Source organism: Cereibacter sp. Soil_C_27, assembly GCF_057657095.1.
Genome location: NZ_JBDGJD010000002.1, coordinates 133,998 through 157,516 on the forward strand (window position 1 = coordinate 133,998; position 23,519 = coordinate 157,516).

Genomic DNA, 23,519 nt, shown 5'->3' on the forward strand with positions numbered 1-23,519 from the left:
CATGCCGCTTTTCCTGAACACCCGCGATGCCGGTTTCGAGGCCGCCTTCTCTGCCCTCCTCGGCATGAAGCGCGAGGATTCGCCCGATGTGGATGCGGTGGTGGCAGGGATCATCGCCGATGTGCGGGCGCGCGGCGATGCGGCGGTGATCGAGCTGACGGCGAAGTTCGACCGGCTGGAGCTGGCGGCCGACGGGCTGGCCTTTTCCGAGGCCGAGATCGAGGCGGAATGCGCCAGGGTCTCGGACGAGGACCGGGCGGCGCTGGAGCTGGCGGCAGAGCGTATCCGCGCCTATCACGCGCGGCAGATGCCGGAGGATGCGCGCTGGGAGGATGCGGCGGGCGCCACGCTCGGCTGGCGCTGGGGGCCGATCTCGAGCGCGGGGCTCTATGTGCCGGGGGGGCTTGCCTCCTACCCGTCCTCGGTGCTGATGAACGCGATCCCGGCCAAGGTGGCGGGGGTGGAGCGGCTGGTCGTCGTCTGCCCGACGCCGGGCGGGGTGGTGAACCCGCTGGTGCTCTTGGCGGCACGCATCGCCGGGGTGGATCTTGTCTACCGGATCGGCGGGGCGCAGGCGGTGGCGGCGCTGGCCTATGGCACCGAGACCATCGCGGCGGTCGACAAGATCACCGGGCCGGGCAATGCCTTTGTCGCGGCGGCCAAGCGCCGGGTCTTCGGCAAGGTCGGGATCGACATGATCGCCGGGCCGTCGGAGATCCTGGTGATCACGGATGGCGAGACCGATCCGGACTGGATCGCGCTCGACCTGTTGAGCCAGGCCGAGCATGACGAGAGCGCGCAGGCGATCCTCGTGACGCCGGATGCGTCCTTTGGGCAGGCGGTGGCGGCGGCGGTTGACAGGCGGCTCGAGACGCTGGAGCGGCGCGGCATCGCCGGGGCGAGCTGGCGCGACTTCGGCGCGGTGATCGTGGTGCGCGATCTGGAGGAGGCGGCGGCGCTCTCGAACCGGGTGGCGCCGGAGCATCTGGAGCTTTGCGTCGCCGATCCAGAGGCGCTGGCGGAACGGATCACCCATGCAGGGGCGATCTTCCTCGGGGCATGGACGCCGGAGGCGATCGGCGATTATGTGGGGGGGCCGAACCATGTGCTGCCCACGGCACGCTCGGCGCGGTTCTCCAGCGGGCTGTCGGTGATGGATTTCCTGAAGCGCACCACGATCGCCAAGATGACGCCCGCCGCGCTGCGGGCGATCGGCCCTGCGGCGGAGCGGCTGGCGATCTCCGAGAGCCTCGAGGCGCATGGCCTGTCGGTCCGTGCCCGGCTCGACCGTCTGAACGAGGGCTGACAATTGAAGCACTATCTCGCCCCAGTTCCTGCGGTACATATTGTTGCACTCAAAAAAACTTATGACATCCATGGTCGTGTCGCTCTGGGTTCAAATCAGTTTGATCTCTTGAGCGCGCTTAATTTGAGTGAGAGGAATCCCGCGACCGTGTGGATCGCTGCGTCCACTGGCTATGTTCCAGCGGGTGGGGTGAGAGGCGTCGACATTGGGAAGGTACTCTTTAGAGGGCTGATCGTGGGTGCTGCCATGGCTGATCCGCGGGGCCGGCCCTTGCGCCCTGAGTTGAGACCCGAAAGTACCGATACCGATGGCGCCTGGACTATGTTCTATGAGGTAGAAAACATTGTGGATGTTAATCCGCCCTTGCCAACCGCTGGCCTCAGAAAGGCCGCGGGAGGAAGAGTGGAGGTGGCCCCGCATTGCCTTGTCCCAATCGTGCCGCCGAGAGGGTGAAGCTATGAATCGCATCTGCCATATCGAGATCGACCATCAGGGGCTGGCGCTGCCCACGCCGGAAATCGAGCAGGAGCGGCAGGTCGCTATCTTCGACCTGCTGGAGGACAACAGCTTTGCCCTGCCGGCCCGTGACGGGCGTCTGGCGCCGGAGGGGCCGTTCCGGCTGGCGCTGGCGATCCGCGAGGGGCGACTGGTCTTCGACATCCAGACCGAGGCGACCGAGAAGGTGGGCGAGTTCCACCTGAGCCTCGGGCCGTTCCGGCAGGTGGTGAAGGATTACTTCCAGATCTGCGAGAGCTATTTCGACGCGGTCAAGCGCCTGCCGCCGAGCCAGATCGAGGCGATCGACATGGCGCGGCGCGGCATTCACAACGAGGGCGCGCGGGTGCTGCAGGAGCGGCTGGAGGGCAAGGCCGCGGTGGATATCGACACGGCCCGGCGGCTCTTCACCCTGATCTGCGTGCTGCATTGGGGGTGAGCGTGGCGGGCAAACCTCCGGCCTCGGTGCTGTTCTGCTGCGATCACAACGCGGTGCGCTCGCCGATGGCGGAGGGGCTGATGAAGAAGCTCTACGGCCAGCAGGCCTATGTGCAATCGGCCGGGGTGAAGAACGACATGGAGGTGGACGGCTTCACCGTGGCCGTCTGCAAGGAGCTGGGGATCGAGCTGGAGCGGCACCGCTCGCGCAGCTTCGAGGAGATGATGGACTGGGGCGACGATCTGTCGGGCTTCGATCTGATCGTGGCGCTGTCTCCGGCCAGTCAGCGGATGGCGCTTGAACTCACCCGTTATTATCATCTTGATGTGGAATACTGGCCGATCATGGACCCGACGGGTCTGGGAGAGGGGCGCGAGGCGAAGCTGCAGGTCTATCGTCAGGTGCGCGACCAGATCAGGGACAGGATGGTGGCGCGCTTCGGCCCGCCGGAAGCAAGGGAGAAGACCGATGGGGCATGAGGTGATCGGGCGCTATTACGCGGCCTTCAACGCGGGCGATGCGGCCGGGATGCTGGACTGCGTCACCGACGACATCGAGCACCGGGTGAACGAGGGCGAGATCCGCCACGGCAAGGAGAAGTTCGCCGAGTTCTGCTCGCATATGGGGGTGAGCTACCGCGAGGAACTGCGCGACATGGTGATCTTCGCCAATGACGAGGGCACGCGCGGGGCGGCGGAATTCGTGGTGCATGGCGAATATCTGCAGACCGATCCGGGACTGCCGGAGGCCAAGGGGCAACGCTATGTGCTGCCCGCCGGGGCATTCTTCGACCTGCGCGACGGCAGGATCGCCCGGGTGACGACCTTCTACAACCTGAACGACTGGGTGCGGCAGGTCTCGGCATGACGCTGGAGGCCCGCGCGCTGCAGGGCGCGGCGCTGGAGGCGCGGCTGGACGAGGTGGCGGCGCTGCGCATGGCGGTGTTCCGCGAGTGGCCCTATCTCTACGAAGGCACGATGGACTACGAGCGCAGCTACCTGAGCTGGTACCGCGACGCTCCGGGAGCGCTGCTGGTCGGCGCCTTCGAGGGCGAGCAGCTGGTGGGCGCCGCCACCGGCACGCCGATGGAAGGGCATTCGGACGATTTCGCCAGCGCCTTCGCCGGGACGGGGATGGCGCTGACCGACATCTTCTATTGCGCCGAGTCGGTGCTGCTGCCCGCCTGGCGCGGGCGGGGGATGGGGCATCGCTTCTTCGATCTGCGCGAGGAGCATGCCCGGTCGCTGGGGCGGGGCTGGTCGGCCTTCTGCTCGGTGCTGCGGCCCGAGGATCATCCGCTGCGCCCGGCGCGGGCCCGCAGCAACGAGGACTTCTGGCGCAAGCGCGGCTATGCGCCGATGCCGGGGGTGGTGGCGGAGTTCACCTGGACCGACGTGGGGGAGGCGGAGCCGTCGAAGAAGCCGCTGCAATTCTGGATACGCGAGCTCTGACTCGCCATCGAAAGGACGCCTTCGTGAAGATCGCCGCCGCCGCCTATCCGCTGGACTGGTTCGACAGTCTCGACGCCGTCGAGGCCAAGCTGACGGCCTGGGTCGCGGAGGCGGCGGGGCAGGGGGCGGAGCTGCTGGTCTTCCCGGAATATGGCGCGATGGAGCTGGCCTCGCTGGGCGGGCGGGAGGTCGCCGCCGATCTGGAGGCGGCGCTGCACGAGGTGGCGCGGCACCGCCCGGCGATGGACGCGCTGCATCTGCGACTCGCCGCGGCGCATGGGGTGCATATCCTCGGCGGCTCGGGGCCGGTGTTCCTCGGTGACCGCCCGGTGAACCGGGCGACGCTCTACGGGCCCGAGGGGACCATCGGCCATCAGGACAAGCTGATCATGACCCGCTTCGAGCGCGAGACCTGGTTCGTCGAGCCCGGGGCGGAGGCGCGGGTGTTCGATACGGCGCTGGGGAAGATCGGCATCGTCATCTGCTATGACAGCGAGTTTCCCCTGCTGGCGCGGGCGATGGTGGAGGCAGGGGCGGAGATCCTGCTCGCGCCCTCCTGCACCGACAGCTTCGCGGGCTTCACCCGCGTCCGGGTCGGCTCGATGGCGCGGGCCTTGGAAAATCAATGCGTTGTGGTGCATGCGCCGACGGTCGGGCTTTGCGATTTCTGCCCGGCGGTGGACGAGAACGTGGGTCGCGCCGCGATCTACGGCCCCCCCGACCGGGGTTGGCCAGAGACCGGGATTCTGGCCGAGACCGCGCTGAACCGGCCGGGCTGGGCCATGGCCGAGATCAGTCTTGATGCCATCGCCGAAGTGCGCAAGGATGGCGGGGTGCTGAACCATCTGCACTGGGACGAACAAGCCTTGCGTCTGGCGCAGGGCGTCACTTCGGCCTGAGCGGCAATTTACCTCTTGAAAATCTCGTGATCCGGGCGCATTTAACGCCTCGTGCCTGCGTTCGACGCGGGCAATACCTCATTGGAGAGACCATGGCCAAGGAAGATACGCTCGAATTCCCCGGTGTCGTGAAGGAACTCCTGCCCAACGCGACATTCAAGGTCGAGCTCGACAATGGCCATGAATTGATCGCGGTGATGGCAGGCAAGATGCGCAAGAACCGCATCCGTGTTCTGGCAGGCGACAAGGTGCAGGTGGAAATGACCCCCTACGACCTGTCCAAGGGTCGCATCAACTACCGCTTCAAGTAAGTGCGGCTGATTCTCGGCTCGGCCAGCCCGCGCAGGCGCGAGTTGCTGGCGCAGCTTGGCGTCCTTCCCGACGCCATCCTTCCCCCCGACATCGACGAGGAGCCGCGCCGCGGCGAACTGCCTCGGCCCTATTGCGCCCGGATCGCCTCGGAGAAGGCGGCGGCGGTGCAGGCGGGGCCCGAGGATATCGTGCTCTGCGCCGACACCACGGTGGCGCTGGGCCGCCGGATCATGGGCAAGCCCGCCGACGCGGGCGAGGCTGCGGCCTTCCTGCTGGCCCTTGGCGGTCGCCGGCATCAGGTGATCACCGCCGTGGCGGTGCGGCGCGGCGAGCGGCTCTGGACCCGCGAGGTCGTCTCGGCGGTCAAGATGAAGCGGCTGTCGGACGTTGAACTGAACGCCTATCTCGACAGCAACGAATGGCAGGGCAAGGCCGGGGGCTACGGCATCCAGGGCCTCGCCTCGGCCTTCATCCCCTGGATTTCCGGCTCCTTCACCGGCATCGTCGGCCTGCCCCTGGCAGAGACCGCGGCGATGCTGGCGACCGCGGGCTACCCTTTGTATCGGAGAGACCAATGAAGGGTCGTGTCGTCGTGCTCGACAGCCTGCGCGGCCGTGCCGCGGCGGCGCTGGTGGTGGACGGTCAGCTGGAAGACCTGCTGATCGACGGCGAGGAGGAGGCCCCCGCTCCCGAGGCGATCTACCGCGCCGTGGTGGACCGGCAGATGAAGGGGCAGGGCGGCGTCTTCGTGAAGCTGCCCGGCGCCACGGGATTTTTGCGGCAGGTCTCTGGCCTTGCTCCGGGCCAGTCGGTGCTGGTGCAGGTGACCGGCGCCGCCGAGCCGGGCAAGGCCGTGCCGGTGACGACGCGGCTCCTGTTCAAGAGCCGGCTCTGCATCCTGACCCCCGGCGCGCCGGGGCTGAACATCTCGCGCCGCATCCGCGACGAGGATTTGCGCGAGGAGCTGACGGCGCTCGCCGCCGAGGCGATGCAGGGGGCGGCCCCCGATCTCGGCGCAATCCTGCGCTCGGCCTGCGAGAGCGCCGAGGCCGAGGAGATCGCCACCGACCTGCGCGCCATGCGCGATCTGGCCGAGGCGGTGCTGGTGGATACCAAGGGCGGGCCGGAGCTTCTGGTCGATGCGCCCGGCGCGCATGATCTGGCCTGGCGCGACTGGTCCGACCCGGCGCCCGACGAGGTGGCCGAGGCCGAGGGCAGCTTTGCCGCGCATGGCGTGGAAGAGATGATCGACGGGGTGCTGGATTTCGAGGTGCCGCTGCCCGGCGGCGGCCATATGGTGATCGAGCCGACCCGCGCGCTGGTGGCGGTCGATGTGAACACCGGCGCCGATACCTCGCCCGCCGCCGGGATGAAGGCCAATGTCGCCGCCGCCCGCGACCTGCCGCGCCAGCTTCGGCTGCGCGGCTTGGGCGGGCAGGTGGTGGTGGATTTCGCGCCGATGCCCAAGCGCGACCGGGCGACGCTGGAACAGGTGCTGCGCGCCGCCTTCCGCGGCGAGTCGGCGGAAACCAGCCTCGCCGGCTGGACCCCGCTCGGGCTCTACGAATTGGTGAGAAAGCGCGACCGCGCCCCCTTGTCCGAGCTTCTGAGATGACCTGCCCGATCTGTGCCCGCGAGACCGATCCGAAATACCGCCCCTTCTGCTCGCGTCGCTGCGCCGACGTCGATCTGGGGCGCTGGCTCACCGGCTCCTACCGGGTTCCGGTCGAGGATGAGGATCTGCCGGACGGCGGCGCCGAGGCTGCGGGCGAGGGCGACGACCCGCCCCGGCACTGAAGCGGCGCGCGGGGCAAAAAAATCGCCAAATCCCTCTGGACACCCCCCGCGCCCTGTTCTAATACCACGCCACTCCGAACGGCAGCGTCGTTCGTCGGGGCCCAGATAGCTCAGTTGGTAGAGCAGCGGATTGAAAATCCGCGTGTCGGCGGTTCAATTCCGTCTCTGGGCACCATATCAAATCCACAAAGTTTATTCTTTTGATCCCGTTGCTATCTTGGGCCGCAGCCTGCGCTTCTGCGTCGGGGACTCGGGGGCGGGATCCGGAAGAAGAGTGCCCGCCTCCATCTATGCTCGGCGTTTACCTCTTCTGCGACAACGGGCATGTAAAAGGCCATGACCCTCAGATTGGCCCAAGCCTCAGATGCTTCGAGTATCGCCGCCGTTTCCATCGAGGTGTGGCTCGGCGCCTATATGAAGCGCGGCGTCAGCGCCTTCTTTGCCGACTATGTCCTGAGCACCTTTACGGCAGCAAACACCGAGAAGCTCATAGCCGATCCCTCCCAGCATATCCTTGTGTCGCAGAACGCTGAGGGGATCGACGGATTCATACGCGTTTCCGCTGGGAGCACGGCTCCGGTGGAAGGATGTTCCGACCTTGAGATCGCGACATTCTACGTTCAGCCGCGTCACCAGGGGAGCGGCATCGGGACGCGCCTGCTCGACGCAGCCCTCGGGCACTGTCGCAGGATGCGTGCTGAGTCGGTCTGGCTGACAACCAACGCGGAAAACTCTCCCGCGATCGCTTTCTATCTGCGGAAAGGTTTCGAGCCTTTCGGGGAGACCCACTTCCGCATCGGCGGGGAAAGGTACCTGAACAACGTCTATTCTCGCCGCCTGTCCTGACGGACAGCGATTCCGCAGGCACCCGCTCCGTCCTGCGGAGCTGTGCGCCGGGATCTGGCGCTTGCTGCTGGTCTTCGTGGACAGCAGGCGGTTTGTGCTCATCGATCTGTTGCAGCTTGGCGCGACACATGGCGCTGCGGCGGGGGAGGCCGATTAGCAGGCGGCTCCGGGCGCAGGAACCAAGGGGGAATATGGATGTTGAAACGGGCAGCCTGTCCCGTGCTTCCCATCCCATCCGTTCCCTTGAAGTCGCCCGGCGCGGCGCCGAAAGTTCCTATCCATGTTCGACAATCTGACCGAGGCGCCGGATCCCTATATCCTCGTGCTCATTGGCCTCGGCGTGCTGATCGCGCTGGTCGCGTGGCTGCCCCTGGCGCTGCGGCGTCTTCCCCTGTCGCTGCCGATCGTCTGCATCGGGCTTGGGGTGACCCTGGGGGCCATCCCCTGGGTCGACTTCGCGCCCTCGCCGCTCGACCATCCCGAGTTCACCGAGCGTTTCGCCGAGTTCGTGGTCATCATCGCCCTGATGGGGGCGGGGCTGAAGATCGACAGGGCCTTCGGCCTCCGGTCCTGGATGACGACGTGGCGGCTGATTTTCCTGACCCTGCCGCTGGGCATCGCCCTGATCGCGCTGCTCGCCGGGACTTGGCTGGCGCTGCCCTGGGCCTTCGCGCTGCTGCTCGGGGCGGTTCTGGCGCCCACGGACCCGGTGCTCGCCTCGGATGTGCAGGTCGGTCCGCCGAAGACCGGCGAGGAAGACGAGGTGCGCTTCGCCCTGACCTCCGAGGCCGGGGTCAACGACGGTGCGGCGTTTCCCTTCGTGCACCTGGCCATCGCCCTGGCGGCCTCGTCGATGACGGGAGAGCCCTGGCTCGGCGAGTGGCTGACCTACAACGTCTTCTGGGAGATCGGCGCGGGCATCCTCGGCGGATACCTGGTCGGTCGGCTGTTCGGATGGATCACCTTCCGCATTCCGGCGGAGACCAAGCTCGCCAAGACCGGCGACGGGCTCATCGCGCTGTCGGCGACCTTCGTGTCCTACGGGGTGACCGAGACGATCCACTCCTACGGCTTCCTCTCGGTCTTCGTCACGGCGCTGACTTTCCGCCGGGCCAGCCACAGCCACGACTTCCACAAGTCGATGCACGACCTGACCGAGCAGATCGAGCGGATCTCGATGATGGTGCTCCTGCTCCTCTTCGGTGGCGCGCTGATGCACGGTCTCCTCGCGCCGCTCCAGCTTGCCGATGTCGTCGCGGCTGGCGTCATCCTTCTGGTGATCCGCCCGCTCACCGGCCTCATCGGCCTCGCAGGGACCGGGGCGCCATGGCATGAACGGCTGACGATCTCGTTCTTCGGCATCCGGGGCATCGGGTCGTTCTACTATCTCGCCTACGGGCTGAACCATATCGAGGACGCGACGCTCGCGCCGCGGCTCTGGGCGATCGTCGGGCTCGTCGTGCTCCTGTCGATCTTCATGCACGGGCTGTCGGTCACGCCGATCATGCGCAAGCTCGACCGCGCCCAGGGGCGGGACCCCGACGCCGAAGACGCGGTGCCACCGCCCGGCTTCCAGGGGCCGGCGTCCGGCAACCCCTGAGGGGCCGCCGAGGTCTGGGCAGGAGACGGCTTGTTCTGCGAGGAACTCTCCGATCCGGACCTGGGACACCTGCGGAGCCGGAAGGATGGGCCGGCCCCGGTGCGGGGCCGGCGGGGGCGCGGGTCAGTCAAGGGTCACGGCCTCGGGGGCCACGGCGCTGAGGGCGGTGGCGTCGAGATAGGGTGCGATGGTGGCGGCGGTCGGCGCGTCGGCCTTCACCACGCCCTTGGCGGCGATCCAGCTGGCCTCGCTGAGCAGGAGGTCCAAGAGATCGGTCGAAAGGGTGGTGCCGAGGTCGACGTCGGCCCACATCTTTTGCAACTCGGCCGGGGCCACGGCGCCGCCCATCGAGGCGGAGACGGCCTCGGCCGCGGCGGCGGCGTCGGCGGAAACATCGGCGTCGGCCTTGACCAGCGCCCCGAGGAAGGCCGTCAGATCCGCGCCCCGCTCGCCCGTCATCGCGGTGGTCGCCGCGAGCACGTAATGCGGCGCATAGCCGCCGGGACGCAGTTCCTGATACTTGTCGCCGAGCGCCTCGGCGGCCCCTGCGTAGAAGGTCGGGAAGGGCACGATGGCGTCGACATCGCCGCGCAGCAGCGCCGGCACCAGATCGCCCGGCGCGGCATTGATGACCTCGGCCTCGACGCCGGCGGTGCTGAGCACTTCCGACAGGAAGTAATCGACATTGGTGCCCAGCGTCGTGCCGATGCGCTTGCCTGCCAGATCGGCGGGGGCGGCGAGGGCGCCCTGCTCGGTGTTGCCGATGATCCGGCTGCCGGTGTAGCGCGACAGGTCGGCGACGATGGCGAAGTCCTGCTTGGTGAGGGCGCCGGTGGCGGCCGGGAATTCTGCCATGAAGGCCACGTCGACCTGCCCGCCCAGGAGCGCCTCGAAAGCCTCGCGGCCCGAGGCGAAGGTGACGAGCTGCACGTCGAGGCCGGCCTCGGTGAAATACCCTTTCGCCAGCGCCACGTCGACCTGCGGCGTCTGCGGGTTCGGGGTCCAGGCGAAGCTGATCGGGTCGGCGAGGGCCGCGGAGGGCAGCAGGGCAAGGGCGAAGAGCGTGTGTTTCATGATGTCCTCAGGGCTTGGAGTGGGAGGGATGAAGCAGGGAGATGATCTCCTCGCGGATCGGCAGCAGCACCTCGGCCTGCGCGCGGAGCGAGCGCGGCCGGGGCAGGTCGAGCCTGTAGTCGCGGATGATCCTGCCGGGCGCCTGGCTCATCACGCAGATGCGGTCGGCCAGCAGCAGCGCCTCGTCCACGTCATGGGTGACGAAGAGCACGGTGGCGCGATGCTTTTGCCAGATGTCGATCAGCAGGTCGTGCATCACCACCCGGGTCTGGGCATCGAGCGCGCCGAAGGGCTCGTCCATCATCATCACCTTGGGGCCGAAGGCGAAGGTGCGGGCGATGGCGACGCGCTGCTTCATGCCGCCGGACAGCTCCTGCGGATATTTCCTGGCGTGCTGCGCGAGGCCGACTTCGGCCAGCGCCGCCATTGCCCGCTCGTGCAGCTCCGCCTTGGGCAGGCCGAGGCGCTTCAGACCGAAGGTGACATTGCCGACCGCGGTGAACCACGGAAACAGCGCATATTGCTGGAAGATGACGCCGACATCGGCGCTGGGGCCGGTGATCTCGCGCCCGTCGAGGATGATGGCGCCGGAGGCGGGCCGGACGAAGCCGGCGATCGCGTTCATCAGCGTGGACTTGCCGCAGCCGGAGGGGCCGATGAGGGCGGTGAAACTGCCTGGCGCGAGATGCAGCGTGGTGGGGGCGAGGGCGGTGACCGGCCCCTGCTTGCCCTTGAAGCGGATCGAGATGTCGTCGACGCGGACGTGGCCCTGGGACATGGCGCTATCCTTGCTGCCAGTGGACGAGCTTCTTGCCGAGCCAGTGGACGACCAGATCGACCACGGCGCCGAGCGCGCCCAGGATGATGAGAAGGGCGAACATCCGGTCGGTGCGGATGTATTGCCGCGCCTCCTGCAGGCGGTAGCCGAGCCCGGAGGAGGCCCCCGACAGTTCCGCCGCGACGAGGCTCAGGAAGGCGAGGGCGACCCCGAGCCGGATGCCGGCAAAGATGTGCGGCGCCGCGGCGGGGATGACGACCTGCACGAACTCCCGCATCCGCGAGGCCCCGAGCGAGCGCGAGGCGCGCAGGTAGATGTCGGGGATGTATTCCATGCCGTGATGGGTGTTGAACCAGACGGTGAGGAAGACCGTGTAGGAGATGACGAAATACTTCGATCCCTCGCCGATCCCGAACCAGACGATCGCCACCGGCACAAGCGCGATGGCAGGGATCGGCCGCAGCAGCGTCAGGAACGGGTTGAGCAGGGTGCGGATCAGCGCGACCCGTCCTGTCAGCAGCCCCAGCGCGATGCCCAGCGTGGTGCCGATGGCAAAGCCGGTGGCGGCGCGGCGCAGCGACACGGCGAGATCGGTGGCGAGCGTGCCGTTTGCCGCCATCTCCATCGTCGCCTGCCAGACCGAGACCGGCGACGGGAAGATCTGCTCGGGCACCAGCCCCGCGGCGGTCACCCCGACCCAGATCGCGAGGATGAAGCCGAAGGACAAGAGCGGCTTGGCCAGATGGGCGGCGCCGGTCAGGCCCGCGGCGAGGCCGGAGGCTCCCGTCGCGGCGCGGTCGGTCTCGCGGGCGTCCGACATTCTTTGCCTCCTCAGAGCCAGGGCAGGGCGGTCTTGGCGTAGCGATGCGCGCGGAAGCAGCTGTTGTGCATGCCGGTGATGAAGCTGTTCAGCGGGGCGGGGTATTCGCCGAACTCCGGGATCACGAACTCCCAGACGACCTTGCCCTCGGGCGTCACCTCGAAGAGCCGGCCGAAGGCGCTCTCGCAGATCAGGGTGTTGCCGTTCCACAGCCGCTGGCAACCGCCCATGTAGGGCGAGAAGAAGGCCATCGGCAGCGTGTCGGTGTAGGACCAGACCACCTTGCCGGACGGGTCGAACTCCAGCGCGCGCGAGAAGGGCGAGGTGGAGCCGGTGCGCAGGTTGCCATTGTCGAAGACGAGGATCGCGCCGCTCTCGGTCTCGATCGGGGTGTGCTGCTGCGCCACGACATCGGGCCCGACATGCCAGACCACCGCGCCGGTGTCGCGCTTGACGGCGATGACGCCGGAGGTGGTGCGCAGGCTCATCAGCACCAGCCCGTCACGGGTGACCGAGAGGCCGTTGACCATCGGCCAGTGGCGGCGGTCGAAATTCGGGTGGATCGGGAAATCGGCGGGGTCGAGATGATCCCAGATCCGCCATTCCCACACCGTCTCGCCGGCGCGGTTCACCTCGCGGATGATGTCGGACTGGATGATGCCGTCGGCGCCATCCTTGCGCGGATCGCCCCCCGTCACCCGTGCGGCCTTGTCGGCCGGCAGCGGCGCGGCAACGGTGTAGAGCAGGTTGCCATTCTCGAGCCATTGCGCATCGTGGTGCTGGAAGATGTCCTCGTGGCGCCAGACGATCTCGCCTTCCGGCGTCGCCTCGTAGAAATCGCCGCCATGCCAGAGATCCCAGGCGGGATAGAGCGCGGCCGAGGTGGCGTGGCTGCCGTTGTAGCCGAGATTGCCGTTGGCGAGGATGACCGCGTCGCGCCCGGGCCGCACCGGCATCTGCCAGGAATGCGCGCGTTCGCCCTCGATATCCACCAGCAGCACCTGCCCATTGCCGGTCTGCGGAGCGTAGAGCGTGTAGCCGCCCGCCGTCGCCGCGCGGTCGAGCGCGGTCAGTCCGGTCTGGCGGCGGCGGATCGTGGTCTGGTCAACGCTGGTCATCTTGAGCCTCAGTAAAACGATTTAATGGTTGATGCCCCCGAATCGGCGTTGAGTAAAACGATTTAATGAGCGAGATTTGTCGGCAGGTGTCAGTTGGGCGAAGTTTCGGCGGGGTGCTTGGCAAATGGGCAGGACATGAACGATTTCCGGACCCGCAGGGCGACGGTCAAGGATGTGGCTCGGCTGGCCGGGGTGTCGCCCGGCACGGTCTCCAACGCGCTGTCCGGCGCGCGGGCGGTGGATCGCGAGACAAGGCAGCGGGTCGAGGCGGCGGTTGCGGAACTGGGCTATGTGCCCAATCTCGCCGCCCGGCACTTCCGCACCGGGCTCTCGAACACGCTCGCGGTGATGACCTCCATGCCGCCCGCCGTCTCCGCGGGCTCTTCCAAGCTCGGCTTCCTGATGGAGGTCGCGGCCTCGGCGGCAATTTCGGCGCTGGAGCACAACGCCACCCTCGTTCTGGTGCCGCCGATCGCCGATCCCGAGACGGCGCTGCGCAATGTCGTGATGGACGGGGCGATCCTGATCGAGCCAGCGCAATCCGACCCCTTCCTCGACCTCTTGACCCGGCGCGGGGTGCCGGTGGTGGTCATCGGCCAGCCGCCGCGCGACGACCTGCCTTGGATCGACATGCACTACCGCCAGACCGCCGACCTGCTGATCGGGCACCTGTTGCAACAGCCGACGCGCTGCATGCCGCTGCTGATCGGCGCCTCGGCCCGCGCCTCCCACGCCGAGGCCGAGGCGGTCTATCGGGTGCGGATGGCGGCGGCCGGCCTGCCGTGTCACGTCATCCGCATCCCCGAGGCGGCGGGCGAGGAGGGCGCCCGGCAGGCGATGCACGCGTTGATCCGCGAGCTGCCCGACCTCGATGCGGTCTTCGCCTCGGTCGATGCCTTCGCCACCGGCGTCATGTGCGCCCTGCGCGACGCGGGGCGGGCGGTCCCGCAGCAGGTGCGGGTGGCCACGCGCTATGACGGGCTGCGGGCGCGCGAGGAGCGGCCCGCCCTCACCGCGACCAACCTGCACCTTGATGCCGTCGCCGGTCTCGCCATCGACCGGCTGATGGACCTGCTCGCCGGCCGGCCGGCCCCGCTGCGGGTGGAGGGGCCGCTGCCGGTGCTGGTGCCGCGCGGATCGAGCGCCTGACGGCGCGGCATAGGGGGAATGGATGACGCGCTCTGTCCCGCCACGGGCCTCGCTGACTGCGAGACATCGGTCAGTTGCGACAGCGGGGCATGCTCTTCAACATGAACATCTGACCCTTGCAGCCCGTCGGACGAAAGCCCGACGAGCCACCGGGCCGATCAGCGCATCCGCCCCAGCCGGAAGCGGCGCAGTTCGGGCAGCACCGTGCCGAGTTCGCAGCTGCCGCCCTCGCCGAGGCCGTGGTAGACCTTGGTGAACAGTCCGTAGAGCCGTTCGTAGAGGGCATGGGCCGCCGGATCGGGGCGGAACGCCTCGGTCTGTGGGCAGAGGCGTGACTGCGCGCTCGCGATGTCCGGGAAGGCGCCGGCGGCGATGGCGGCGAAGATGCAGGCGCCGACGCCGACGGGGGAGGAGGCGGGCACGTGGACCTCGACCCCCATCACGTCGGCATAGACCTGGTTCAGCACCCGGTTCTTCTGCGGGATGCCGCCGGCATTGATGACCCGCTGGAAGGACAGCCCACCTTCGCCCATCCGCTCGATGATCAGCCGGACATGCATCGCCATGCCCTCGATGGCGGCGTGCAGCTCGTCGGCGGCGGTATGCGCCAGATCCCAGCCCAGCGTGACGCCCCCGAGATCGGAGCGGACCAGCACGGTGCGGTCGCCATTGTCCCAGACCAGCCGCAAGAGCCCGGTGGAGCCCGGGCCGTGGCCCACGATCTCGCGGCTGAGGCTGGCCACGTCGGAACCGGCGCGGCGTGCGATGGCCTCGAAGATGTCGCCGGTGGCGGATTGGCCCGCCTCGATCCCCATGGCGCCGGGGATGACGCTGCTTGGCACGGCGCCGCAGATGCCCGGGACGGGGGTTGTCGCCGGGTCGCCCACGGCGATGATGCAGGTCGAGGTGCCGACCACGTTCACCACGTCGCCGATGCGGCAGCCGCTGCCGATGGCGTCCCAATGGGCGTCGAAGGCGCCGAAGGGGATCGGAATGCCGGCCCGCAGCCCCATGCGCTCGGCCCAATCCGCCGACAGATGCCCGGCGATCTCGGTCGAGTCGCCGAAGCGCCCGGCGAGCTTGTCGTTGATGCCGTCCAGCAGCGGATCGACCCGGCTGAGGAAGTCCTGCGGCGGCAGCCCGCCCCAGAGCGGCGACCACATCCACTTGTGGCCCATGGCGCAGACGCTGCGCGGCAGGGCCTTGATCTCGGTGATGCCGCAGAGCGTCGCCGCCACCATGTCGCAATGTTCGAGCGCCGTGGCGACGCGGTCGCGCTTGTCGGGGTTGTGGCGCAGGAAATGCAGCAGCTTGGCATAGCCCCATTCATGCGAATAGACCCCGCCGCACCAGTCGATCGCCTCCAGCCCCTCGGACCGGGCAAGGGCGGTGATCTCCGCCGCCTCGCCATGGGCGCGATGGTCGCACCAGAGGTAATAGTCATCGAGCGGCTGCAGCGCCGCGTCCACCACCACGACGCTGGAGCCGGTGGTGTCGGCGGCGAAGGCCGCGATGTCCTTCCCGTCGATGCCTGCCGCCGCGATGGCCGCGCGCATCGCTTCGGTGAGGGCGCGCATGTGGTCGGCATGGGCCTGCTGGCCCAGAAGCGGGTCTTCAGCGCTGCGCTTCAGCGGGTAGGGGGCCGCCGCGGAGCCGAGGGTGCGGCCGTCCTCGGTGTCCATGATGGTGACGCGCACGCTGAGCGTGCCGAAGTCGGCGCCGGCAACAAGGGTCATGTCGGTTGTCCGTAGGTAGCGCCCGCCCCGTGCTTGCGCAGGAAATGCCGGTCAAGCAGCGCCGACGGGATCTGCGGCGCGCCGGGGCGCAGCATCATGCCGTGCCAGGCGAATTTGGCGACCTCTTCGAGGATAGTGGCGTTCATCACCGCCTCTTCCGGGGTCCGGCCCCAGACGAAGGGGCCGTGGCCCGCGACCAGCACCGCCGGAATCGTGTCGGGGTCGAGATCGCGGAAGGTCTCCACGATCACCTCGCCGGTGGCGCGGACGTAGTCGGAGGCGATCTCCTCCGGCGTCAGGTGGCGGGTCACCGGGATGGTGCCGTGGAAATAGTCGGCATGGGTCGTGCCCATCGGCGGGATCGGGCAGAGGCATTGCGCGAGGATGGTGGCAAAGGTCGAATGGGTGTGGATCACCGCACCGACGCCGGGAAAGGCGCGGTAGAGCACGAGATGGGTGTCGAGATCGGAGGAGGGACGCATCCGGTTGTCGAGGACGCGGCCGTCGAGATCGCTCACCACCATGCAGTCGGCGGTCATCCGGTCATAGGGCACACCGCTGGGCTTGATCACGACCTGGCCGGAGGCGCGGTCGATGGCGCTCGCATTGCCGAAGGTGGCGATCACCAGCCCGTTGCGCACGGTGGCGAGGTTGGCCTCGAGCACCGCCTGTTTCAAGTCATCCAGCGACATGTCATTCCCTTTGCGGAAGGGGCGGCGCGATGTATCGCGCCACCCCGGCTTCTTTAGCGGACCGCGGTCCAGCCCTGGTAATCACCCAGGGTGTCGGCGGTGATCAGCTGCGGCTCGAGCAGGACGGTGGGATTTTCCGGCGTCTTTCCCTGGAACATCTCGTAGCCCATCTGCAGCGCCTGACCGGCCATGACATAGGGATCCTGCGAGGCCGAGGCCTTGATCAGCGCGTTCGTGTCCTTCAGCGCTTCCTCGATGTCCGGGGCGCCGTCGACGCCGGTGATGATGAACTCGCTGCGGCCGAGCTGGCGCGCGGCGAGCTGGGCGCCGATCGCCGTCGGATCGTTGATCGCGAAGACGCCGTCGATCTTGTCGAAGCGGGTCAGGAGGCTCTGCATCACGTTCAGGCCGCCATCGCGCGAGCCCTGGCCGTTCTGGTCGTCGGAGAGCACGTTGATGCCCTCGTTGGCGCTGAACACTTCCTGGCAGCCCTGGACGCGGTCGCGGATCGACGAGGATTGCGGGCCGTTGATGATGATCACGTCGCCGGTGCCGTCGAGCGCGTCGACGATGTACTGGCAGGCCTTGCGGCCGGCGTCGACGTTGTCGGTCATCACGGTGACATCGGCGCCGGGGGCCGACACGTCGAAGGCGGCGACGGTGACGCCGGCGGCCTTGGCGCGGGCCACGGCGGGGGCGATGGCTTCGGCGTCAACCGCGTTCAGCATGATGATGTCCATGCCGGCGGCGATGAAGCTGTCGATCTGCGACGACTGCTTGTTCAGATCGTAGTCGGCCGAGACCGAGGTCACTTCGACGTTCGGGTTGATCTCCTTGGCGCGGTCCTCGATGCCCTTGATGGTGGCGACGAAGAACGGGTTGCCCAGAAGGCCGACCGAGATGCCGATGCGCTGGAGCTCCTGGGCGCTGGCGGCGCCGCTCATGGCCAGCATGGCCGCGGCGGTGCAGAGAAGTTTCGAGGTGGTTCGCATGGTATTCCTCCCGGTTGATGCGATGGTGATCAGGTGCGGGCGCCGCCCTGCAGCCGCAGCCGGTCGAGCGACACGGCGACGATGATGACGAGGCCCTTGATGATGAACTGCCAGATGTCGGAGACGCCGCTGAGGATCAGCCCGTTCGACAGCACGGCGATGATGAGCGCGCCGATCAGCGTGCCCCAGATCGAGCCGACGCCGCCGACGAAGCTGGTGCCACCGAGGATCACGGCAGCGATGGCGTCGAGCTCGTAAGCCTGACCCAGCTGCAGCCCGTTGGCGGCGTAGAGCCGCGAGGCCGACATGACGCCGCCGAGACCGGCGAGGAAGCCCGACATGGCATAGACGAAGAGCAGCACCAGCCAGACCTTGATGCCGGTCAGGCGCGCCGCCTCGTGGTTGCCGCCCACCGCGTAGATCCAGGTGCCGAGCACGGTGCGGCGCAGGATGAACCAGGAGGCGACGATGACCATGAGCGCGATGATCGCCAGCCACGGGATGCCGAAGAGCGTGGCGTTGCCCATGGCGGCGAAGGGCAGGTCGGCGTTGAACACGGTGGTGTCGGCGCCCATCAGGCGCGCGACCCCTCGGACCGCCGTCAGCGATCCGAGCGTCACGATGAAGGGTGGCAAGCCGACGAAGGCGATGAGCCCGCCGTTGAACAGGCCGAACAGCAGCCCGACCAGCAGGCCGGCGGGGATGCCCGCCATGCCCCATTCCGGCGAGAGCGATACGATCAGCGCCGCCATCGCCGCCGCGGACAGGATCGAGCCGACCGAGAGGTCGATGCCCCCGGTGAGGATCACATAGGTCATGCCTGCCGCCAGCACGATGTTGATCGAGGCTTGCTGCATCACGATCGACAGGTTGTTGGCGGACATGAAACGCCCGCTGATCAGCTCGAAGCCGATGGCGAGCAGGATCAGCACCGGCAGCATGCCGAGCGCGCGGATCATGGTGCGCATCCGGGCGCGCCGTTCAAGCGCGGTCTGGTCGGTCGTGTCGGTCATCTGGCGTTCTCCTCACCATTCATTCTGCGCGGGCCGCGGCCGGGGATGTTTCGGGCGATCTTTCTGGGGCGGCGCCTGTCGAAAGCACCATGACCGCCTCCTGCGTGATGGGTTTCTCAGGGGTGGCGGTGACCTCGCCCGAGATGCGGCCTTCGCGCATCACGATGACGCGGTCGGCCACGCCGATGATCTCCGGCAGCTCGCTGGAGATCATGACGATCGCCATGCCGCGTTCGGCCAGCGCGTCGATCAGGCGGTAGATCTCGGATTTCGCGCCCACGTCGACGCCGCGCGTCGGCTCGTCGAGGATGATCACCTTGGGCTCCAGCTCCAAGAGGCGGGCGAGCAGCACCTTCTGCTGGTTGCCGCCCGACAGCGCGCCCACGGTCAGCTGCGACGAAGGGGCCTTCACCGCCAGCGATGCCATCGCGTCACGCGCCCGCTGCGCCGCCCGGCGGAAGTTGGTCAGCCCGCCAGAGGCGTCGCGCTCCATGACGCAGATGTTGATGTTCTCCGAGATCGTCATGTCGAGGAACAGGCCGAGCCCCTTGCGGTCCTCGGTCAGGTAGACGATCCCGTGGCTCAGCGCGTCACGCGGCGATTTCGGCGTCACCTCGCGGCCCTGGAGCAGCACCCGGCCGGACGTCGCCTTGTCCGCTCCGTAGATCAGCCGCGCGAGCTCGGTGCGGCCCGAGCCGACGAGGCCCGATATGCCCAGCACCTCGCCGCGCCGCACCTCGAAGCTGCAGGCCCGCACGAGGCGGCCGTCGCTCATGTTCTCCACGCGCAGCACGCTTTCGCCGGTGGCGGCGGCCTTGTGTTCCTTCTTGTAGAAGGTGCTGAGATCGCGACCCACCATCATCGACACCAGCTTGGCGGCCGACAGTTCGTCGCGTTCCAGCGTGCCGACATAGGCCCCGTCGCGCAGCACCGAGCAGCGGTCGGAGAGGCGGTAGATCTCTTCCATCCGGTGGCTGATGTAGACGATGGCGATGCCCTGCGCCTTGAGGTCGGCGATCACGTCGAACAGCTTCTCCGTCTCTCGGCTGGAGAGCGAGGTGGTGGGCTCGTCCATCACGATGACCCGGGCCTTCGCGCCAAGGGCGCGGGCCACTTCGACCAGTTGGCGCTCGCCCATCGACAGCGAGCCGACAAGGGTGCTGGGGCTGAAGGTCACGCCGAGCCGCTGCAGGATCGGCTCGGTCTCGCGCAACATCTGGCGGCGGTTGACGATGCCGGCCCTGGCGCGTTCTTCCCCGAGAAACAGGTTTTCGGCCACGGTCAGGTTGGGGGCGAGCGACAGTTCCTGATAGATCACGGCGATGCCGCGGGCGCGGGCCTCCTTGGGGCGGCCGGTCTGCATCGGCTGGTCATCCACCAGGATCTCGCCGCCCGCGTCGGGCACATAGGCGCCCGAGAGGATCTTCATCAGCGTCGATTTCCCGGCGCCGTTCTCGCCCATCAGCGCATGGACCTCGCCGGGCATCACCGTCAGCGAGACATCCCGCAGCGCCCGGATCGCTCCGAAGGTCTTCGAGATCGACCGCATCTCCAGCATTGGCTTCGTCATGCAGCGCTCCTTGCGATGAGAACTTCGACGCCGCGGTCCGCCAGCATCCGGGCATCCTTGTCGCTGAGCCCGTCATCGGTGATCAGCCGGGTGACCCGGTGCAGCGGCAGGGCGACGGTGGGGGGACGTTCGGAAAACTTGCGGCTGTCGACCAGCACGATGATCTCATTGGCGAGATCGACCATGTCGTTGATGAAACGCACCAGCAGCGGGTGCGATTCAAGAAGCCCCTCGGAACTGACGCCGAGGGCGCTGACGAAGAACTGCGAGGCGTAGAAGGGGTCGTCGCCCCGCCGCGGCTCGTAGAGGATGCCCGGCTCGCGGTGCAGGTCGCCGCCGCCGACCTTCAGCTGGCAGGTGCCATGCTCGGCCAGATAGGCGGCCAGCGGCATGGAGTTGGTGAAGACCCGCACGTTGCGGTTGGCGATATGGGTGCCGAAGTGGAAGCAGGTCGAGCCGCCGTGGATGATGATCAGGCTGCCGTCGCGCACCAGTTCGCCGGCCTTGCGGGCGATGCTCTGCTTGGCTTCCACGGCGAGGTCGCGGTTCAGGATGAAGGGCAGGGCCACCGGGGTCCGCCCCGTGCCGTTGGTCAGCGCGGCGATGCCGCCATGCACCTTCTGCGCCAGACCCGCGCCGCTCAGCTTCTCGATGTCGCGCCGGATGGTGGCCGCGGACACGCCAACAGCCGCGGTCAGATCCTTGACCGACACGAAGGGCCGTTCCTCGAGAATCTGGACAATCGTCCGCTGGCGCTGCTGATCGCTCACCTGTTGCTCCTCCCAACGCAAGCATGAGCGAGTCGGATCATTTGCGCAAGGGAAGTTTGCGTTATTGAGGTAATTTGTTCAACAATGATCGAAATGCGTCATCCAACGCTGCGCGAGGGCATCTGGAATGACGGTGCAGCTCCTCTGGGTGAGGGATTCGTGAAACCGGTCCATGCAGTTAGCGTTGGTCGGACATTACTGAGCAGGCGACCAGGCATCCGGCTGGTCGCGGCCTGAGATCCCCCGGCGCGGCCTTGGCCCCGACGCGGGGGCCAAGACCTGGGCTCAGGCTCAGACCGGGCAGGCGAGCCGGCGGGCGGAGCGGTGGCCGAGCCAGACGATCCCGAGCCCGGTGGCGGCGAGGAGGCCGCCCGCCACAGGCACCGCCGCATAGCCGAGGCCTGCGCTGATCACCGCGCCCCCCACGGCGGCGCCGATGGCGTTGCCGAGGTTGAAGGCGCCGATGTTGATCGACGAGGCCAGACCCGGCGCCTCGGAGGCCGCCTGCATCACCCGCATCTGCACCGGCGGCACCACCCCGAAGGCGGCTCCGCCCCAGAGAAGCAGCACGATCGCGGCTCCGGCCGGGCTGCCGATCACGAAGGGAATCACCAGCATGATCAGCGCCAGCGCCGCGAGGAAGATCGCCGTGGCCCCGTCGAGCGACCAGTCGGCCACGCGCCCGCCGAGCCAGTTGCCAAGCGTGAAGCCCAGCCCGATCAACACCAGCGCCAGCGTCACGAACCCGCCCGAGGCGCCGGTGAGGGTTTCCAGCAGCGGGGCGACATAGGTGTAGAGCGTGAACATCGCGCTGGCGCCGAGCACCGTCGTCAGCAGCGCGAGTACCACCTGCGGCCGCAACAGCACCCGGATCTCGCGCATCACCTCCGGCGGCTTGCCGGCGACACCGCGCGGCAGGGCGAGCCAGAGCGCGGCGATGGTGACGAGACCGAGCAGCGCCGTGCCGCCGAAGGCCTCGCGCCAGCCAATCTGCTGACCGACCCATGTCGCCAGCGGCACGCCGCCGACATTGGCGATGGTCAGACCCATGAACATGGTGGCGACGGCACTTGCCTGCTTCTCCCTCGGCACGAGGCTGGCGGCGACGACCGAGCCGAGACCGAAGAAGGCGCCATGGTTCAGGCTGGTCACGACGCGCGAGAGGAGCAGCGTCCAGTAATCCGGCGAGAGCGCGGAGAGGATGTTGCCCACGGTGAAGATCGCCATCAGGGCCATCAGCGCCGTGCGCTTGCCCCAGCGGCTGAAGAGCAGCGTCATCACCGGCGCGCCGACCATGACGCCGATGGCATAGGCGCTGACCAGCAGGCCGGCGGAGGGAATGGAGACATCCACCCCCTCGGCAATCACCGGCAGCATGCCCATGGGAGAGAACTCGGTGACGCCGATGCCGAAGGCACCGACGGCCAGCGCCAGCAGCGGCCAGTTGAAACCGGGTTTGTCTGTCGAGGAGGTCATGGTCCTGTCCCTCACTGCTCTGGGCTTTGGCGGGAGGGACGCGGGGCGTCCTCGGCGGGATGGGGGATCGGGTGCGGCATCATCAGTCCTGTTCCTGCGCCGGGAGGGGATCGCCGGCTCTTGTTGCTGCGGCGACAGATACGCGCGTCGAACGGGCTTGATAATTCCCTATGGCTGCGTTTCATCTTTGAATGCAATTCACAGGTGGGCGCATGGACAATCGGGCGGGCGAGATGCAGGCCTTCCTGCGGGTGGTCGAGACCGGCAGCTTTTCCGAGGCCGCACGGCAGATGCGGATGACGCCCTCCACCCTGTCGAAGCTGATCGACCGGATCGAGACCCGGCTGGGCGCACGGCTTCTGGAACGCTCCACCCGGCGCCTGTCCCTGACGGCGGAGGGCTGGATCTACTACGAGCGCAGCCAGACGCTGCTGGCGGGGATCGAGGATCTGGAACGCGAGCTGTCGCGGGGGGCGGCCAGTGTCGGCGGAACGCTGCGGGTGACGGCCTCGGTCGGTTTCGGCGTGGTGGCGGTCGAGCCCTTGCTGCCAGCCTTCTGGGCCGAGTATCCCAACATCGTGGTGGACCTGTCGCTGTCGGACGAGATCGTCGATCTCTATCTCGACCGCACCGATGTCGCCTTCCGGGTCGGTGCGCTGTCGAGCTCGACGCTGACCGCGCTGAAACTCGGCTCGGCGCAGCGTCGCATCGTTGCCGCGCCAGACTATCTGGCCCGCCACGGCGTGCCGCAGACGGGCGCCGATCTGGCGCGGCACCAGTGCCTCGGCTTCAACTTCCGTCGCTCCACCCCGATCTGGCCACTGCAGGAGGGCAGCCGGGTCGTCGATCACGCGGTGCGCGGGCCCTTGCTGGCCAACAACGGCGAAACGGTGCGTCGCATGGCGCTGGCCGGGATGGGGCTGGCGCGGATCGGCGAGTTCCACGTCCGCGAGGACCTGCGCAGCGGTGCGCTGGTCGAGGTGCTGGGGGACGCGGTGCCGCCGGATACCGAGGACATCCACGCGCTGTTCTTCGGCGGCGAGCGCCTGCCGCACCGCGTGCGGGTCTTCCTCGACTTCATGGCGCCGCGGCTGCGGGCCTTCTTGCGCGACGCGGCCTGAGGGCGTCGTCTGGTTTTGGGGCAGGTCGCCGTGGGGCGCAGGCAGGGACGCCGGCGCCGGTCACG

At 68.0% G+C, this 23,519-nt stretch carries 25 protein-coding genes and 1 tRNA gene; 15 read left to right on the forward strand and 11 right to left on the reverse strand.

Features of this window, described 5'->3' with window-relative positions; translation table 11 throughout:
* Position 1: 1 nt before the first annotated feature.
* The 13 genes from hisD to AC3A5Z_RS07605 all read left to right on the forward strand — a co-directional run bounded on the left by hisD (position 2) and on the right by AC3A5Z_RS07605 (position 9,145).
* Positions 2-1,306, forward strand: coding sequence for a histidinol dehydrogenase (gene hisD / locus AC3A5Z_RS07545; protein ID WP_487518760.1), 1,305 nt, complete (start codon positions 2-4; stop codon positions 1,304-1,306).
* A 457-nt stretch (positions 1,307-1,763) separates the two neighbouring features.
* Positions 1,764-2,240, forward strand: coding sequence for a UPF0262 family protein (locus AC3A5Z_RS07550; RefSeq protein ID WP_487518761.1), 477 nt, complete (start codon positions 1,764-1,766; stop codon positions 2,238-2,240).
* Positions 2,237-2,719, forward strand: coding sequence for an arsenate-mycothiol transferase ArsC (locus AC3A5Z_RS07555; RefSeq protein ID WP_107662928.1), 483 nt, complete (start codon positions 2,237-2,239; stop codon positions 2,717-2,719). Before AC3A5Z_RS07550 ends, AC3A5Z_RS07555 begins: the two co-directional genes overlap by 4 nt.
* Complete coding sequence (locus tag AC3A5Z_RS07560) at positions 2,709-3,107, forward strand: ketosteroid isomerase-related protein (RefSeq protein ID WP_107662929.1); 399 nt, start codon at positions 2,709-2,711, stop codon at positions 3,105-3,107. The genes AC3A5Z_RS07555 and AC3A5Z_RS07560 overlap by 11 nt, the downstream gene beginning before the upstream one ends.
* Positions 3,104-3,691 (forward strand): GNAT family N-acetyltransferase, encoded by a 588-nt coding sequence (locus AC3A5Z_RS07565; protein WP_487518762.1) that lies wholly within the window; start codon positions 3,104-3,106, stop codon positions 3,689-3,691. The genes AC3A5Z_RS07560 and AC3A5Z_RS07565 overlap by 4 nt, the downstream gene beginning before the upstream one ends.
* A gap of 23 nt (positions 3,692-3,714) precedes the next feature.
* Entirely contained in the window at positions 3,715-4,590 is an 876-nt protein-coding gene (locus tag AC3A5Z_RS07570; protein WP_487518763.1) for a carbon-nitrogen hydrolase family protein, read from the forward strand.
* Between the two features lie 92 nt (positions 4,591-4,682).
* On the forward strand, positions 4,683-4,901 hold the full coding sequence (gene infA / locus AC3A5Z_RS07575; RefSeq protein WP_107662932.1) for a translation initiation factor IF-1: 219 nt from the start codon (positions 4,683-4,685) through the stop codon (positions 4,899-4,901).
* Positions 4,902-5,480 carry a Maf family protein gene (locus AC3A5Z_RS07580; RefSeq protein WP_487518764.1) on the forward strand — a complete coding sequence of 193 codons (579 nt, stop codon included), beginning with the start codon at positions 4,902-4,904 and terminating at the stop codon, positions 5,478-5,480. It abuts the gene before it with no gap.
* Positions 5,477-6,517, forward strand: a complete 1,041-nt coding sequence (locus tag AC3A5Z_RS07585; RefSeq protein ID WP_487518765.1) for a ribonuclease E/G — start codon at positions 5,477-5,479, stop codon at positions 6,515-6,517. Before AC3A5Z_RS07580 ends, AC3A5Z_RS07585 begins: the two co-directional genes overlap by 4 nt.
* A complete protein-coding gene (locus tag AC3A5Z_RS07590) occupies positions 6,514-6,699 on the forward strand; it encodes a DNA gyrase inhibitor YacG (protein ID WP_487518766.1) in 186 nt (61 codons plus the stop codon). Before AC3A5Z_RS07585 ends, AC3A5Z_RS07590 begins: the two co-directional genes overlap by 4 nt.
* Positions 6,700-6,798: 99 nt before the next feature.
* Positions 6,799-6,874 (forward strand) — tRNA-Phe (locus AC3A5Z_RS07595).
* Between the two features lie 161 nt (positions 6,875-7,035).
* Positions 7,036-7,545, forward strand: coding sequence for an N-acetyltransferase family protein (locus AC3A5Z_RS07600; RefSeq protein WP_487518767.1), 510 nt, complete (start codon positions 7,036-7,038; stop codon positions 7,543-7,545).
* A gap of 280 nt (positions 7,546-7,825) precedes the next feature.
* The gene (locus tag AC3A5Z_RS07605) at positions 7,826-9,145 is read left to right on the forward strand and encodes a cation:proton antiporter (RefSeq protein ID WP_487518768.1); all 1,320 of its coding nucleotides are present in this window, start codon (positions 7,826-7,828) and stop codon (positions 9,143-9,145) included.
* A gap of 123 nt (positions 9,146-9,268) precedes the next feature.
* Here AC3A5Z_RS07605 and AC3A5Z_RS07610 read toward each other — a convergent pair whose 3' ends face one another.
* From AC3A5Z_RS07610 to AC3A5Z_RS07625, 4 genes are read right to left on the reverse strand one after another with little or no spacing between them, the layout of a single operon-like run.
* Complete coding sequence (locus AC3A5Z_RS07610) at positions 9,269-10,219, reverse strand: ABC transporter substrate-binding protein (protein WP_487518769.1); 951 nt, start codon at positions 10,217-10,219, stop codon at positions 9,269-9,271.
* 7 nt (positions 10,220-10,226) lie between these two features.
* The gene (locus AC3A5Z_RS07615; RefSeq protein ID WP_487518770.1) at positions 10,227-10,997 is read right to left on the reverse strand and encodes an ABC transporter ATP-binding protein; all 771 of its coding nucleotides are present in this window, start codon (positions 10,995-10,997) and stop codon (positions 10,227-10,229) included.
* A 4-nt stretch (positions 10,998-11,001) separates the two neighbouring features.
* Positions 11,002-11,817 (reverse strand): ABC transporter permease, encoded by an 816-nt coding sequence (locus AC3A5Z_RS07620; protein WP_487518771.1) that lies wholly within the window; start codon positions 11,815-11,817, stop codon positions 11,002-11,004.
* A gap of 11 nt (positions 11,818-11,828) precedes the next feature.
* Positions 11,829-12,935, reverse strand: coding sequence for an aryl-sulfate sulfotransferase (locus AC3A5Z_RS07625; RefSeq protein WP_487518772.1), 1,107 nt, complete (start codon positions 12,933-12,935; stop codon positions 11,829-11,831).
* 135 nt (positions 12,936-13,070) lie between these two features.
* On the opposite strand from AC3A5Z_RS07625, the gene AC3A5Z_RS07630 reads away from it, so the two are divergent.
* Positions 13,071-14,084, forward strand: coding sequence for a LacI family DNA-binding transcriptional regulator (locus tag AC3A5Z_RS07630; protein ID WP_487518773.1), 1,014 nt, complete (start codon positions 13,071-13,073; stop codon positions 14,082-14,084).
* A gap of 158 nt (positions 14,085-14,242) precedes the next feature.
* On the opposite strand, the gene AC3A5Z_RS07635 is transcribed toward AC3A5Z_RS07630, so the two are convergent.
* From AC3A5Z_RS07635 to AC3A5Z_RS07665, 7 genes are all read right to left on the reverse strand, one after another.
* A complete protein-coding gene (locus tag AC3A5Z_RS07635; protein WP_487518774.1) occupies positions 14,243-15,820 on the reverse strand; it encodes a ribulokinase in 1,578 nt (525 codons plus the stop codon).
* Positions 15,817-16,512: an L-ribulose-5-phosphate 4-epimerase AraD gene (gene araD / locus AC3A5Z_RS07640; protein WP_487518775.1), complete on the reverse strand. Its 696-nt coding sequence runs from the start codon at positions 16,510-16,512 to the stop codon at positions 15,817-15,819. The genes AC3A5Z_RS07635 and araD overlap by 4 nt, the downstream gene beginning before the upstream one ends.
* 53 nt (positions 16,513-16,565) lie before the next feature.
* Complete coding sequence (locus AC3A5Z_RS07645) at positions 16,566-17,504, reverse strand: ABC transporter substrate-binding protein (RefSeq protein WP_487518776.1); 939 nt, start codon at positions 17,502-17,504, stop codon at positions 16,566-16,568.
* Between the two features lie 29 nt (positions 17,505-17,533).
* On the reverse strand, positions 17,534-18,517 hold the full coding sequence (locus tag AC3A5Z_RS07650; protein ID WP_136791260.1) for an ABC transporter permease subunit: 984 nt from the start codon (positions 18,515-18,517) through the stop codon (positions 17,534-17,536).
* 19 nt (positions 18,518-18,536) lie between these two features.
* Positions 18,537-20,087 (reverse strand): sugar ABC transporter ATP-binding protein, encoded by a 1,551-nt coding sequence (locus tag AC3A5Z_RS07655; RefSeq protein ID WP_487518777.1) that lies wholly within the window; start codon positions 20,085-20,087, stop codon positions 18,537-18,539.
* Positions 20,084-20,857 (reverse strand): DeoR/GlpR family DNA-binding transcription regulator, encoded by a 774-nt coding sequence (locus AC3A5Z_RS07660; protein WP_487518778.1) that lies wholly within the window; start codon positions 20,855-20,857, stop codon positions 20,084-20,086. Before AC3A5Z_RS07660 ends, AC3A5Z_RS07655 begins: the two co-directional genes overlap by 4 nt.
* A 291-nt stretch (positions 20,858-21,148) precedes the next feature.
* Positions 21,149-22,333: an MFS transporter gene (locus tag AC3A5Z_RS07665; RefSeq protein ID WP_487518779.1), complete on the reverse strand. Its 1,185-nt coding sequence runs from the start codon at positions 22,331-22,333 to the stop codon at positions 21,149-21,151.
* 212 nt (positions 22,334-22,545) lie between these two features.
* Here AC3A5Z_RS07665 and AC3A5Z_RS07670 point away from each other — a divergent pair, with 212 nt between their 5' ends.
* Positions 22,546-23,454, forward strand: coding sequence for a LysR family transcriptional regulator (locus AC3A5Z_RS07670; protein ID WP_487518780.1), 909 nt, complete (start codon positions 22,546-22,548; stop codon positions 23,452-23,454).
* Positions 23,455-23,519 lie beyond the last annotated feature (65 nt).